The organism is Megasphaera paucivorans, from assembly GCF_900103535.1.
Lineage (GTDB): Bacteria > Bacillota > Negativicutes > Veillonellales > Megasphaeraceae > Megasphaera_A > Megasphaera_A paucivorans.
Window position 1 is genome coordinate 1 of sequence record NZ_FNHQ01000048.1, and the last position, 15,038, is coordinate 15,038.

General features: G+C 37.8%; 13 protein-coding genes. 1 reads left to right on the forward strand and 12 read right to left on the reverse strand.

All coding sequences use genetic code 11. From position 1 onward, the window contains the following. From BLR11_RS13100 to BLR11_RS14185, 3 genes are all read right to left on the reverse strand, one after another. The coding region (locus tag BLR11_RS13100; RefSeq protein WP_425433764.1) for an electron transfer flavoprotein subunit alpha/FixB family protein at positions 1 to 356 on the reverse strand (356 nt) is incomplete at its 3' end. 21 nt (positions 357 to 377) lie between these two features. Continuing rightward, positions 378 to 1,181 carry an electron transfer flavoprotein subunit beta/FixA family protein gene (locus BLR11_RS13105; protein ID WP_091652964.1) on the reverse strand — a complete coding sequence of 268 codons (804 nt, stop codon included), beginning with the start codon at positions 1,179 to 1,181 and terminating at the stop codon, positions 378 to 380. 185 nt (positions 1,182 to 1,366) lie between these two features. Continuing rightward, complete coding sequence (locus tag BLR11_RS14185) at positions 1,367 to 1,507, reverse strand: hypothetical protein (protein WP_176763001.1); 141 nt, start codon at positions 1,505 to 1,507, stop codon at positions 1,367 to 1,369. A 423-nt stretch (positions 1,508 to 1,930) separates the two neighbouring features. Here BLR11_RS14185 and BLR11_RS13110 point away from each other — a divergent pair, with 423 nt between their 5' ends. After that, complete coding sequence (locus tag BLR11_RS13110) at positions 1,931 to 3,427, forward strand: hypothetical protein (RefSeq protein WP_091652966.1); 1,497 nt, start codon at positions 1,931 to 1,933, stop codon at positions 3,425 to 3,427. A gap of 51 nt (positions 3,428 to 3,478) precedes the next feature. Here the strand turns inward: BLR11_RS13110 and BLR11_RS13115 are convergent, their stop codons facing one another. The 9 genes from BLR11_RS13115 to BLR11_RS13155 all read right to left on the reverse strand — a co-directional run. Continuing rightward, positions 3,479 to 4,699 carry an IS256 family transposase gene (locus BLR11_RS13115; RefSeq protein ID WP_091652969.1) on the reverse strand — a complete coding sequence of 407 codons (1,221 nt, stop codon included), beginning with the start codon at positions 4,697 to 4,699 and terminating at the stop codon, positions 3,479 to 3,481. A gap of 163 nt (positions 4,700 to 4,862) precedes the next feature. After that, a complete protein-coding gene (locus tag BLR11_RS13120; protein ID WP_091652972.1) occupies positions 4,863 to 5,327 on the reverse strand; it encodes a toxin-antitoxin system HicB family antitoxin in 465 nt (154 codons plus the stop codon). Between the two features lie 284 nt (positions 5,328 to 5,611). Continuing rightward, positions 5,612 to 5,896, reverse strand: coding sequence for a helix-turn-helix domain-containing protein (locus tag BLR11_RS13125; RefSeq protein WP_091652976.1), 285 nt, complete (start codon positions 5,894 to 5,896; stop codon positions 5,612 to 5,614). A gap of 251 nt (positions 5,897 to 6,147) precedes the next feature. After that, on the reverse strand, positions 6,148 to 6,807 hold the full coding sequence (locus tag BLR11_RS13130; RefSeq protein ID WP_091652979.1) for a 3-oxoacid CoA-transferase subunit B: 660 nt from the start codon (positions 6,805 to 6,807) through the stop codon (positions 6,148 to 6,150). Further along, complete coding sequence (locus BLR11_RS13135) at positions 6,807 to 7,550, reverse strand: 3-oxoacid CoA-transferase subunit A (RefSeq protein WP_091652981.1); 744 nt, start codon at positions 7,548 to 7,550, stop codon at positions 6,807 to 6,809. Before BLR11_RS13135 ends, BLR11_RS13130 begins: the two co-directional genes overlap by 1 nt. A 56-nt stretch (positions 7,551 to 7,606) precedes the next feature. Further along, the gene (locus tag BLR11_RS13140; protein ID WP_091652984.1) at positions 7,607 to 8,401 is read right to left on the reverse strand and encodes an enoyl-CoA hydratase/isomerase family protein; all 795 of its coding nucleotides are present in this window, start codon (positions 8,399 to 8,401) and stop codon (positions 7,607 to 7,609) included. A 580-nt stretch (positions 8,402 to 8,981) separates the two neighbouring features. After that, positions 8,982 to 10,718, reverse strand: a complete 1,737-nt coding sequence (gene ilvD, locus BLR11_RS13145; protein ID WP_091652986.1) for a dihydroxy-acid dehydratase — start codon at positions 10,716 to 10,718, stop codon at positions 8,982 to 8,984. Between the two features lie 67 nt (positions 10,719 to 10,785). Beyond that, on the reverse strand, positions 10,786 to 14,298 hold the full coding sequence (gene nifJ / locus BLR11_RS13150) for a pyruvate:ferredoxin (flavodoxin) oxidoreductase (RefSeq protein WP_091652989.1): 3,513 nt from the start codon (positions 14,296 to 14,298) through the stop codon (positions 10,786 to 10,788). A 38-nt stretch (positions 14,299 to 14,336) separates the two neighbouring features. Next, positions 14,337 to 15,038, reverse strand: a 702-nt coding sequence (locus tag BLR11_RS13155) for an acyl-CoA dehydrogenase family protein (protein WP_176763002.1), incomplete at its 5' end; no start/stop codon positions are given.

Consider the following 15,038-nt stretch of genomic DNA (forward strand, 5'->3'; position numbering starts at 1 on the left):
GTCTTCAATACATTGGCTACGCGCGGCCCTAAATCCCGGCCGATATTCGTTGCCCCTACCAGAAATACGTTCGGTTTTACTTCTTCAAAGAAGTTCTGCAGTACCTTCGTATACGCTGTCGTATTATATTGTTCCAATTTCGGATCGTCATACACATATACTTTATGCGCTCCATGTGCAATTAATTCCTGTGCCAGCGGTTTTACACCGCTGCCGATCAAGACTGCACCTACTTCATCTCCGATTTTGTCGGCCAATATTCTGCCCTGACCTAACAATTCTAAAGATACATTGCGCAGTTTGCCTTCAAATTGTTCAGCGATTACATACACGCCTTTGTAATTAGCCAAATCCATCTTCACGTTTCCTCCTTAGAATTAAATTATCTTCTGTTCTGTCAATTTTTCCATCAACGTAGCAACAGATACAGCAACATCTTCATTGTTCAATATAACACCCTGCGTTCTCTGAGGCGGAGTGAAGATTTTGCGGACATTTGTCGGCGAACCGCTCAAACCGATACGGCTTTCGTCTACTTTGATATCATCTGCCGACAAGGTTGGTATTTCGCGACGTTTGGCCTTCATCGTTCCGCGAATAGTCGGGAACCGCGGTTCATTTAATTCTTTTACAGCCGTAAGAAGAACCGGGAACGAAGCTTCCGTAACGATATAGCCTTCTTCATTCTGCTGCTTTACCGTTACTTTTTCTCCTTCTACCTCGATATGTGCTGCGTAGGTGATCTGCGGGATACCGAGTTCAGCTGCTATCTGCGGGCCGACCTGTGCTGTATCTCCATCAATGGCCTGCTTGCCGCATAAGATCATATCGAAATGGTCCAGTCCTTGTAATTCAGCAACTTTCTTGACTGCCTGTGCCAGGCAGTAGCCTGTTGCCAGGGTATCCGAACCGCCGACTTTTCTGTCTGTCAGCAAATATGCTTCGTCGGCTCCCATTGCCAGCCCTTCACGAAGTACTTCTACAGCCTGCGGTGGCCCCATGGAGAGCAGCGTTACCTTAGCTCCCTGTTCATCCTTCAGCTGCAGTGCAGCTTCCAAGGCATTCTGGTCAAACGGATTAAAGATGTTAGGCACACCCGCACGAATGACGGTATGTTTCACTGGATCGATTTTTACTTCTGCAGTATCTGGTACTTGTTTTACACATACCAATATTTCCATATTACACTAACCTCGCATTCTGCCACTTATGGCATAAATTAATTTTAAAACACATAAAACCTATAAAATATATCTTACAATTCTATATTGATGCTAATAATACATTTCCCCCTTTAAAATTAAGAATAATTTGTATACATACTACATATACTATTAAATTATGATATTACATAAAAGTTTATAAGTCAAATATTACTGCAAAAAATGAATTCCTTGGCAACCATAATTTCAGCTTTGCCGCCTATGACATTGAAATCTTTAAGATATACAATGTATAATGGTCGTCTTGCTATTTTGGCTGCAGTGTTTGTATTTACAGTTTCCATATCAACACTCTTTTTTTTACTTATATTTCTTTCTACAAATTATTATGTTTTTATCTTTTTAAGTATATCAACATCTGCAATTGAATAAAATAGAAAATATTGAGTATTGCTTGAATGCAATATTGCATTATTTGTAATTGCATTATTCATAAATACTGTTTAAAATATAATCAGTTATGTTATATAGGTATAAAAAAAATATTCAAAAATCATGCTACTAATAATTAAAGGTTACATTTAACCGAAAATAAAGTGATTCAAATTAATCTCATATCCAATCACTTTATTTTCGGTATTTTATGTGAAAATCATCACATAAAATATAATATATTTATACGATCCGCCTAACTTGTTAAAAACAGCCCTGTAATGTTTTTTTACATATACATATATACTACCAATAAAAGAAAGGATGGTATAAAATTGCCAACAAAAAATTATGCACTAACTCTTAAGAACATGGTAACCCTCACACAAACAAAATTGCACGTATTAGCTGAAGTAGTAGGATATGATATTTCCTACATCAGCAAATGGAGCAGCGGAATAAAATTACCATCCAGCCGCTGTATTGAACAAGTCAACGAAGCAATGAGTCTTTATTTTGCAAAATCGATAATCCTGCATCATAAGCAGGAAAACTTTTGTGATACCTTTAACATAACTGCACCTATACACGACGGAAAAGAATTAAATATTGAAATACAACGTCTCCTTTGTGCCGCTTATCAAGCTTCAATCAAAGGAAACCAATTACATAAGCCAAAAGAAAAGGATTCTCTTTTCAGCAAAATTGTTATTGGAAAGTTAAATGCTACCATGTTTCTTTCTAAATTGCTGCAGGAAGAATTAAGTCAAGTGAACGACACTGGAGATTTACTTGTATTTGGTGAATTTTGCACACTAGCCGATATGGGATTATGGAACTATTTTGACTCTGTTCAGCTGAACGCTTCTCGTATTACGATCCGTGTGGGCTTAGATGTTGATAAACTGGATAAAAAAGTCAAATATATGCAGCATCTGTACTGGACGTTAAACGCATATCTTGATTATGATTTTATGTTTTATGATAGTCAAAAATTAGAACACACCAATCTAATAATACTGAAAGACAGATTCGTCGTACAATATTCTCTCAATGCAGATGATACCATCACGATGTGCAGTTGTATTTCCGATAAAGATTTAGTCCAAACTATTTACGATGAATTTATTTTAAGTTTTGTTCACCAACCTTGTCTTATTACGCCGATGAAATCTTTAGGCATGAATGAAATGGGATTTCGTACAGGCTTCTATGCTACTAATCATTTTTCTTTTTTCCTTACAAATGGTATTGAATTTTTACTTCCTCGCAAAGTTTTCGATTCTATTATTAACAGCATTGATGAATCAACACAGTCACAAGATCTGGTAATGCAGGTAGAACGACTGCGGGTTACCTGGGAAGAACTACTGGACAGAGTTGATGTGGATTTTATTATCCCTACCACCTCTATCATCCGTTACATCGAAACAGGATACATTTATTTAACAGACATTGAGTATAATTTGACTTTGGATGAACGGAAAGAGCACTATACCAGCATACTTAATGCAATGAAAAGTAATCATAACATTACCATGGGAATTATTAATTCTTCTGTTAAAGCTACTGATTATCAAGGGTATAATTTATCTTTTTACTCAAATCACTCTTCCTGCTTTTTTAAAAAAAATAAGCAATACATTCATAATGACGCGTATTCTTTCTATGTTATCACGAATAAACGATTACTGGACATCATTCAAAAAGGATTTGATTATCTGAAAAAACTGCCCATGTATCATACATACTCTGCAGATGAAATAACAAAGACCTATGAGATGTACCAATCTTTAATCACGAGAATGCTAACTCTGCGTGAAAAACAGTGATATTTTTCAATAGCAGTAGGGTCTGTAAATAGTTTTGTGCTTTTTTCCTAATTAAGATAAAGCAGATTTTACTTTATCGGGGAAAAAGACGGATAATTGCAGCAGGATTTGTCCCCAATTTTGAACCCGGCTCGTCCATTTTCTCAGAACGTCCATAGTAGCTAGATAGAGCATCTTCTGCAATGATTCGTCATTAGGGAAAATGCTTTTTCCTTTCGTCACTTTCCGAAGCTGCCTGTGGTAGCTTTCCATCATATTGGTTGTATAAATAATTTTCCGAATCTCCGGCGGGTACTTGAAAAAGGTCGATAGTTCTGACCAATTAGCTCGCCAAGAACTGACGATCAAGGGGTATTTATTGCCCCATATCGTTTCAAAGTTTTCCAAGAATTCTAGTGCCAGCGGCTCCGACGCCGCCGTATAAACCGGTTTTAAATCGGCCAGTACTTTCTTCACATCTTTGTAGGATACATAGCGAATGGAATTACGAATTTGATGAACAATGCATTTTTGAATTTCGGCCTCCGGGAAACAAGCTCCCATCGCTTCGTTAAATCCCTTTAGATTGTCAACGCAGCAAATGAGAACATCCTGTACGCCGCGGTTTTTCAACTCATTTAATACAACTAGCCAAAACTTTGAGGTTTCATGTTCACCAATCCATATCCCCAAAACGTCTTTATGTCCGTCTAAATCAATGCCAATGACCCTGTAGGAGGCTTTGTTTACAATGGCACCTTCTTGACGCACTTTGTAATGAATCGCATCCAAAAAGACAACGGCATAGGTCTTTTCTAACGGCCGGCTTTGCCATTCTTTGATCAACGGCATGAGCTTATTGGTTACGTTGGAGATCAAAATCGGCGATACGGTAATGCCATATAGTTGATTTAGGTGATCTTGAATATCTCTGACTGTCATGCCCTTGCTGTACAAGGCAATGATCTGTTCTTCAATGCCGGTCAAATTTTTCTGATGTTTTCTTACCATGAGAGGCTCATGTTCGCCTTCGCGATCACGAGGAATACGCAATTCGGTGTCGCCATATTCGCTGACCACAGTCTTTTTGCTATGGCCATTGCGGCGATTGTCGGTTTGTTTGGCAGCGTTTTCATTTTTACCATACCCCAGGGTTGTATCCATTTCAGCTTCTAGCATTTCCTGCATCGTTTCACTAAATAAATCTTTGAGCATTGCCGAAATATCGCTGGTTGTCTTCATGTTCCGTTCTTTAATGAGTTCCCGAATTTGTTCTTTTGTTAAGAGTCCCATGCGTTTGACCTCCCTATCTTCATTCTACAGATTTTTTTCAAAAGCACAAACTATTTTACACTACCTAGCAGTATCTTAATATACAATAAAAATCACGTCAGAATCATAAATTTCTGACGTGATTTTTATTGAAACCATTTTATTACAAACACTTTTATCTTTTTTATATACAAGATTTGTTATGAATCTCACTATCACCTAACGCATCAAAAATACTTTTTTTAATAAATTGATTGATACTAATTTTTTTTTGTACTGCTGTTACATACATTTTATAATACATCTCTGGCGAAATTTTAATATTAACACTGCGGTGGGATTTTTTCCTTGAATTTCCCCCTATTTTTTTACACAAATTAACATACTCATCTACTACTTTATGAAAATTATTTTCTAATTGTTTCTTAGATACCCCTTCAAAAATAATATCTTCACAAATTCCTTGAACAGAACCATAAAAAATTTTTTCTTTTTTATTATATTGGACGGATCCAATATATTTTTTATATGTCATGAAATCCATCGTATCTGCCTCTCTTTTTATTAATTGTTCTGTCTTTACTGCCAATTGCATTGCAATTTCTGTTTGCAAATCATTTCTGTATAATATATGCTTCTTCGCTGCCAAACTACCGTTTTATTCATTGCGAAGTATCTTCGCTTAACTCATAGCCTTTACTATTCTCCCTCATAAAATATAAAATCTATTTCCTCTCTTACTTGCAGATTTAACGTTTAATATAATTATAATCATACCCTATCTCAAAGCAGTTATGATCTTTTTATATTTTAGTTAACTAGCTAACTAACAGTATAGAAAATAACCGTGAAAATGTCAATCAAATTGCAACATAGATACACTATTCTTTACCACAAAACACCTTAGCATACTGTATTTCAAGATTTATATATTTATTTTTCACAATTATCATTTTTTAATATTTCACAGGCAATCCATTTTTCCTGCTCCGTAAAATAAATAAAAGCCGATACGTCAACACGCAAACCGTCAGCAATATCAAGAAGTGTTGTAACTAGTAAATTCTTATCATATTTACCACATTCAATTTCATTTAACATATGCAGATTGACATGTATCTGTTGAGCCAATTCAGCTTGCGTCATTCCTTTAAGGATTCTATAATACCTAATTTTAGCTCCAATTTGACGATATATAAGATCTCGCTTTGTAATCATTATGCGTTATGCGCTCCAGCTTATATGCCCAATATATTAAATAAAAATGTTATTACCTATGCTAAATATATATATTATTATAACATAAAATATAACTCTCTATATAACATTAATATGTTTTTTTAAATGTTCTTATTCAAATAGATTCATTTAACAACTTTATTTTGTTATGTACATCGCATTTTAATAAAAATAAGAGATAAAATCAGTTTTAATGCTGATCTTATCCCTTATTTTTATTAAAATTTCGTTTATTCCATTACGCCTATTTTATCTGGCACAATGACATCGGCTTCCGTGCAAGCAAGAATATCTTCAACCGTATACTCTTGCGCTATTTCTTTTAAAAGCAACCCTTCTGGAGTAACTTCAAAATAACATTTTTCTGTTACGATATCTGTCACACAATTCGCACCCGTCAACGGAAGTGTACATTTTTTTAAAATTTTCGACTTGCCGCTTTTTTCGCAATGATCCGTTGCAACGATAATTTTCTTCACACCCGCACAAAGGTCCATCGCTCCTCCCATTCCGGGAACGAACTTGCCGGGAATAGTCCAGTTCGCAATATTGCCTTCTTGGTCAACCTGAAGAGTACCCAGAACAGCTGCATCAATATGTCCTCCCCGAATGAATGCAAAAGATGTTTCGTGATCATATACACTGCCACCTTTAATAATAGACGCAGGCTGGCCTCCGGCATCAATAACATCAACATCGACATTTTCCCACTTCGGAACTGCTCCGCTGCCAACAGTGCCTATTTCAGCTTCAAGCCAAATATCTACGCCTTCAGGTAGATAATTTACACACATCAGTGGAACCCCTATTCCAAGGTTTACAAAATCGCCGTTTTTAAAAAACTTTGCACAACGAGATGCAATAAGTGCGCGTCCTGTTAATCCTGCCATTATTTTTTGCCCCCTTCCGTCTTGGCTTTTGCCTTTGCTTCAGCTTTGGCCTTTGCACGTTGCCACATCGGGCACAACGGTTTCTTTTCACCGGTTTTTACATAGATCATATCAACAATTGGCGCCGGTACATCAATTTCTTCCGGACCGAGTTCACCTACGTCTACCACATCTTCTACTTCGACAATAACAAAATCAGCGGCATAAGCAATTGTACTGTTGGTAGCCCTAGAATTCATTCTAAAAGAAATATTACCAGCCGTATCTGCTTTCGTTGCTTTCACAAGTGCAATATCAGCATGCAGCGGCAATTCAAGAAGATATTCTTTGCCATTGATCGTAAGTTTTTGTTTGCCTTTTTCCATTTCTGTTCCAACACCTGTCGGCGTAAGGCAGCCACCCAGTCCTGCACCACCGCACCGAACTCGTTCAGCCCAAGTTCCCTGCGGACTGAACTCAATTTCCAATTCGCCTGCAAGCATTTGTTCTCCCGCTACAGGATTAAGTCCTATATGTGTCGTAATCAGACTTTTAATACGTTTTTCAACAATAAGCTTGCCAACTCCCTGATCCGGCATCCCGGCTGATACAGCAATCGCGGCTATATCCTTTACCCCTTTTTCAATCATTCCATCAATAATTTCATCTGGTGCAAACTCACCGTGCCAATCGCCAAACATAATCGTTTGTCCATCATGGATTTTACTAAGCGCCTCTTCTTTACTTACTACTTTTGATAACAATTGGATTACCACCTTTCTTATATAGTAATTCAAAATGGACTTATTTATCTCATATATTATTTTCCTTCAAATGCTGCTTTCCGTTTTTCCATAAAAGCTTTTACCCCTTCACAAAAATCTGCAGATGCTGCGCATTCACGCTGTGTTGGAATTTCACAATCATCAAGATAATGTTTATAGTCCTCAAATCCGGCTGCATAAATTTGTCTTTTTATGTTTTTATAGGAAATAAGAGGACCATTAGCAAACTTTTCTGCTAATTTCATAGTAGCCGTATCCAATTCTTCATTGGCAACTACTTTGTGTACAAGCCCCAGCTCTTTAGCTTCCATAGCAGGTAAGGGCCGCCCAGTTGCACAAAGCTCCATCGCACGTTTTTCGCCTAATTGTTTCACGAGCAGATATGTTCCTCCTGTATCAGGAACAAGTCCTAAATTAACAAAAGCCATGATAAATTTTGCATTTTCAGCACAAATTACAAAATCTGCGGTAAGGGCAAGGCTGACACCAGCTCCGGCAGCAGATCCGCTGACTGAAGAAATGACTAGTTTACTCATTTTTTTTATTCCGTTCGTTATTTTGCCAACCTTACCAATAATTCCATCCATATTAACTTTTCCGCCAGCTTTGATCAGCTGATAAAAATACCCAATATCGCCTCCCGCAGAAAATGCTTTTGTTGATCCTTTAATTACAACTACCTTAACATTGGAATCGTTTTCAGCTGTCTCTACAGCATACATTAATTCATCTGCCATCTGTTCATCAATTGCGTTTAAATTTTTTGAATAATCCATTGTTACAACAGCAATACCATTGACTACTTCATAGTGTAATTTCTGCAGTTCCATAATGAACCTCCTTTTCATAATACAATAACGTATGATTTGTACTTTGGAATTTAATTTTGATTATGAACGCAAGTAAAGCTTATTTTAATAATTAAAAAATATTTTGAAAAAACATTACTATTCCAAAGCACCTCGACAATTGTCAGATTCACATTGCAAATTTTCGCCATATATAATGCAATTAATACATTATACTTATTCTTTTTTCATATATGATATATCATCTATGACTATAGTATATATTAACTAGTGAAATATTGCAATAACTAAACGTTTAACTAGTTTATATAAATATTATTTATATAAACTAGTTAAACGTTATTTTTAGAATTTAAGTTGATATTTTATATTTTAGTTATATTTTATGTTGTTAAAACAACTATATTGTCACCTTATGTTTGTGATTTTTTTAACTTTTTACTTTTATGTTATAAATTAATAATATTTATTAAATATTATTAATTAACAAGGTAAGGATCAATACCAACTAACAAGGTAACTACATAATGGAAACAAGAGCCATACTAGATAAATATCTAGTATGGCTCTTGTTTCCATTAAAATAATATTTTTTACACTGTCACTTATCAAATTTCAGATATGCTCCTTCAGAAGCATCTGTCGCTAATTCTTGGAACATGCGAAACGCTCCTTTATGTGTATTGGGTCTTGGGCGCCACTTTGCTTTACGAACTATTAATATATCTCTAACTTCTTCCGGAGTCCTAGGTTCTCCCTTTATCCCCACAATATCAATTTTCCGGTTAGGAATATCAAAATGAATAATATCTCCATCTTCTACTAATGCAATTGGTCCTCCTACTGCCGCTTCCGGAGACACATGCCCGATTGCCGGGCCCCTTGTTGCTCCTGAAAATCTGCCATCTGTTATAAGTGCTACCGTAGAAACTAACTCTGGACAAGTATAGATAGCTTCTGTCGGTTTCAGCATTTCCGGCATCCCATTGCCCCGCGGTCCTTCATACCGTATAACCACAATATCTCCCGGCTGTATCTCTCCTCCATATATTGCCGCCGATGCAGCATTATCATCTTCAAAGGTTTTTACCGGTCCTGTATGTACATGCATCTTTGGATCGATCGCTGCGTGCTTAACTATACATCCTTTGGGTGCTAAATTACCATACAATACGGCTGTTCCGCCACGGCTTTTATAAGGTTTATCCACAGAATGAATGATATCTCGATAACCTACTCCAAAATTTTTCAAATATCCTTCAGCGGTTTTAAAATATCCACTTTGTTCTAATGTTTCCAGATTTTCCCCTACTGTTTTTCCTGTAACAGTCATCGCATCCAAATGCAGATATGCACTGATTTCTCTCATAATTGCCGGTACGCCGCCTGCATACCATAACATTTGCATAGGCCATTTACCGCTAGTCTGCAAACTCGTAAGAACTGGAATCTTTTGATGGATTTCATCAAACAAATCCATTGTAATTTCAATTCCAAATTCATGAGCAATCGCAGGTATATGAATGGTTGCGTTCGTCGATCCTGAAATCGCACCATGTACCATGATTGCGTTTTCAAATGACTCTCTGGTGACAATATCCCGAGGCGTCAAATTTTTTTCTATTAATTTTTTCACCTGTTCTCCTGCTCTATATGCCTGCTGTTCTATAAGATTAGTGCAAGCTGGCATAAGGGCTCCACCTGGCAAAGACATTCCCAATGCTTCCGACATGCATTGCATCGTACTTGCCGTTCCCATAAATTGACAAGCTCCGCAGGTAGGACAGCTATTAATTTGTCCTCGCAATAATTCTGCGTCGCTTACCTTTCCTTCATTTCTCATTTCCCCCATATTATACATCGCTATGGATGTTTGAAATTCGGGTCCTGGCAGCATGGAACCTCCCGGAATGTGAATTCCAGGCATATTCAATCTCGCTAATGCCATCAAATGACTTGGTACCGATTTATCACAACTGGAAATCAATACAATACCATCAAAAGGTCCCCCGTGAGCATGAACTTCAATCATCATCGTCATTAACTCTCTGGAAGCCAAAGAATAACTCATGCCAATAGTCGCCATGCCTATACCATCACACATGTCGGTGATGGTATATACTGCCGGTTTGCATCCCGACGCATATAACGCATGCTTAGTAAAGTCTGCCAATTTATTGAGGTGGTAACTTCCGGGATGACTGTCCCCAAACGCTGTATCAATCAATACCTGTGGTTTTCCTAAATCTTCCGGTACCCAGCCGCTTCCCAGACGCAGCGCATCGCCTTGGGCATTCAAAATCCGCATTTTTTGACTATATAATTCTTTTGTGTCCATTTTTATCCTCCTTAGTGGGTTCAAAAATATGCAAATATCTGTGTTCAGATTTCATATCATGCTGAATTTATTTTTTTATTTCTAATGAATCATGTAATCGTACATAACTTTCATATCGTTCCATTGCATCTTTTTCAGTTTTTTCAAAAAGTTTTTCTGCCGTTTCCGGGAATGTTTTTTGCAAGGAAGAGAACCGCACTTCACCCATAAGGAACTCACGAAAATTAGCACTAGGCTTTTTAGAATCCAGAATAAATGGATTTTCTCCTTTTTCCTTAAGCATTGGATTATATCTATATAAATGCCAATATCCTGCTTCAACTGCACGCTTTTGTTCAAGTTGGCTTTGTCCTTGTCCCACCTTTAATCCATGTGTAATGCACGGAGAATACCCAATAATCAAAGAGGGGCCTGGATATGCTTCGGCTTCTGTAATTGCTTTTAAAAGTTGATTTTTATCAGCTCCCATCGCTACTTGAGCAACATACACGTAACCATAACTCATTGCCATCATACCCAAATCCTTCTTTTTTGTTTTTTTGCCGGCTGCAGCAAATTGTGCTACCGCTGCTGTTGGTGTCGCTTTTGAAGACTGTCCTCCTGTATTGGAATATACTTCTGTATCACATACAAAAACATTTAAATCTTCTCCCTGTGCCAGTACATGATCCAATCCTCCATATCCAATATCATAAGACCACCCATCCCCGCCAAAAAGCCATTGTGATCTCTTAACAAGATATTGTCTTTGCTTATATACTTCTTCCAAAATGGGTGTACCCGTTTTTTCTTTTTCAAGAAGTTCTATAATTTTATCAGCACGTTCTCTTGTCCCTTCGCCAACCATCATGTTATCTTCCCAATTAATCAATGCTTTTTTTAGTTCAGGACTAGCTGCTTCAATAGCTTTATCAACATATCCTTTCAAAAGTTCCCGGCCACTTCGCTCACCCAAAAACATTCCATATCCATATTCTGCTGCATCCTCAAATAACGAATCTGCCCAAGCCGGACCTTGTCCTTTTTTATTAACTGTATACCCTATCGTTGGCGCACTTGCTGCCCATACATGGGAACAACCATGTGAATTGGCAATCATCATTCGATTTCCATATAATTGAGTTAATATCTTCGCATAGGGAGTTTCCGCGCACCCCGCACAAGCCCCAGTAAATTCAACATACGGCATTTCAAATTGACTGCCCTTAACGGTAGTCTTTTTTAATGGATTCGGTTTTATCGGTAAATCAATAACGTAATTCCAAATTTCCGCTTTATATTCTTCATCATCAAAGGGTTTCATCGTAAGTGCGTGTTTAGGACAAATATACGTGCAGCTGCCACATCCCAAACAGTCCATCACCGACGTTACAATACTATAGTTCATGCCCGTAATTCCCACTGCATCTTTGGCTGCAAATCCTGCAGGAGCTTTTTCTGCTTCTTTCGGTGTCGTCAAAAAGGGACGGATGGCGGCATGCGGACAAACAAAAGAGCATTGGTTGCACTGAATGCATAAATCAGGATTCCAACTAGGAACAAATATTGCCACCCCACGTTTTTCTTCTTTGGTAGTTCCTGTCGGATAAGTACCATCTTCTCGTCCGTCAAATGCACTTACCGGCAAAGTATCTCCCAGCATTCTATTCATTGGATCGGCAAATTTTTTAAAATATTCAGAATGAGATGTTTTTGAACTTGGATTATCTTTTGCTGTAGCCCAATTAACAGGTACATTGATTTTTATGATGGATTTAACCCCTTCATCAATAGCCGCATTATTCATATCAACAATTTTATGGCCTTTTTTTCCATACGATGTTACTACAGATTCTTTTAATTTTGCAATAGCCAAATCCAACGGAATTACATTGGCTAATTTAAAGAAGGCCGATTGCATAATCATATTAATACGGCCGCCTAATCCCAACTTTCTCCCAATTTCCATTCCATTAATAATATAGAATTGTACATCATTTTTTGCAATAGTCTGTTTCAAAGAAGCCGGTAGTTTATGATCTAATTCCTCTGGCTGCCATGTGCAATTCAAGAGAAAAATACCTCCTCTTTTTATTCCTTGCAGCAATTCGAACTGATGCACATAGGACTGTCGATGACAGGCAATAAAATCAGCTTTATCAATAAGATACGGCATTTTTATAGGTGAATTGCCAAAACGCAGATGAGATACTGTTACTCCGCCTGATTTTTTTGAGTCATAAGCAAAGTAAGCCTGCGCATACATATCTGTATTATCACCAATAATTTTTATTGCACTCTTATTGGCTCCCACTGTACCATCAGATCCAAATCCCCAGAATTTACAAGATTTCAATCCATTTCCTCCAACGTAAATATCACTTGTACGCGGCAAAGATAACATACATACATCATCAGTAATACATAAGGTAAAGTTGTGTTTAGGTATAGGGGATTGCAGATTATCAAAACAGGCAACAATATCTGCCGGCAAAATATCTTTAGACCCTAATCCAAAACGACCTCCATATACCTCCGGTGCCTCTTTCACAGTAGCAAAGGTTGCTGTAATGCTTTGATACAAAGGTTCTCCATTAGAACCTGGTTCTTTCGTACGTTCAACCACTGCAATACGCTTAACTGTCTTGGGCAGGGCTGCTAAAAAATGCTTTTCCGACCAAGGACGAAAAAGATGAACATTTATGCAGCCCACTTTTTGTCCCTGTGCCGCTAAATATTTAACAACTTCTTCTGTAGTTTCCGCCCCTGATCCCAAGGCGACTACTACAAATTCTGCATCGGGTGCCCCTGTATAATTAAATAAATGATATTCGCGTCCCGTAAGTTCTGTAACTTTGCGCATATATCGCTCTACAATTTCCGGTACTCTCATATAAAATTTATTAATAGATTCACGATGCTGCATATATATCTCCGCAGCATCGACTGCACCCCGCAGAACAGGCTTATCCGGTTTCAACGAACGATCACGAAAAGCTTGCACGGCATCCATATCAAGAAATTGTCTTAAATCTTCATCTTCTAAAATTTCTATTTTTTGTATTTCATGTGAAGTACGGAACCCATCAAAAAAATTGACAAACGGAATACGGCTGGAAATAGCTGAAGCATGAGCTACTGCAGATAAATCCATGACTTCTTGCACACTGGATTCAGCTAACATAGCTACGCCGCTTGTTCGAACCGTCATGACATCATTATTTTCTCCCATTATGCTCAATGCATTAGATGCTACCGTACGAGAAGCCACATGAAATACACCTGGTAATAATTCCCCTGCAATTTTAAACATATTGGGAAGCATTAACATGAGCCCTTGAGATGCTGTAAAAGTAGCTGTCAATGCCCCCGCTTGCAAAGCTCCATGCATTGCTCCTGCCGCCCCGCCTTCTGATTGCATTTCCGATACTTTTACCGTATGTCCGAATAAATTCTTCCGACCGTGTGCTGCCCATTCATCAACATGTTCTGCCATGGGAGATGAAGGTGTAATGGGATAAATAGTTGCTACTTCTGTAAATGCATATGCCACATGGGCCGCTGCCGTATTCCCATCCATTGTTTTAAAAATTTTTTTCATTTTTGTCATGTACGTCACACCTTTCATATATAAATAAATTACTTTAATAATGCTCCGGAAATAATCATTTGCTGTACTTGACTTGTTCCTTCATATATCTGTGTGATTTTGGCATCACGCATAAATCGTTCAACCGGATATTCCCGCGTAAATCCATACCCTCCAAAAACCTGAACAGCATCTGTCGTTACTTGCATTGCTGCATCGGATGCAACTTTTTTTGCAATGGCAGCGCTCATACTGTAATTTTTCCCTCGAGACATATCAAATGCAGCTTTATAGACTAGCCAGCGGGCAGCCTCCACTTTAGATTTCATATCAGCAAGCATAAAACCAATAGATTGGAACTTAGCAATTGGTTTTCCAAACTGCACACGTTCTTTAGCATATTTCACTGCATGTTCCAGTGCTCCCTCTGCTATGCCAAGTGCCTGAGCACCTACTCCTATACGGCCGCCATCTAATGTCATCATTGCAATCTTGAAGCCTTCCCCCTCATTGCCAAGAAGATTTTCTTCCGGTATTTTCACATTTTGGAATATAAGTTCACGCTGTACGGAAGCACGAATTCCCATTTTGCTTTCCTTCTTACCATACGTAAACCCAGGCATACCTTTTTCTACAATAAAAGCACTCATGCCTTTCGCTCCTTTTGATTTATCCGTACTAGCAAAGACTACTGTAATTTCAGCTTCGCCACCATTGGTATTGAATATCTTAGATCCATTCAATATATAATG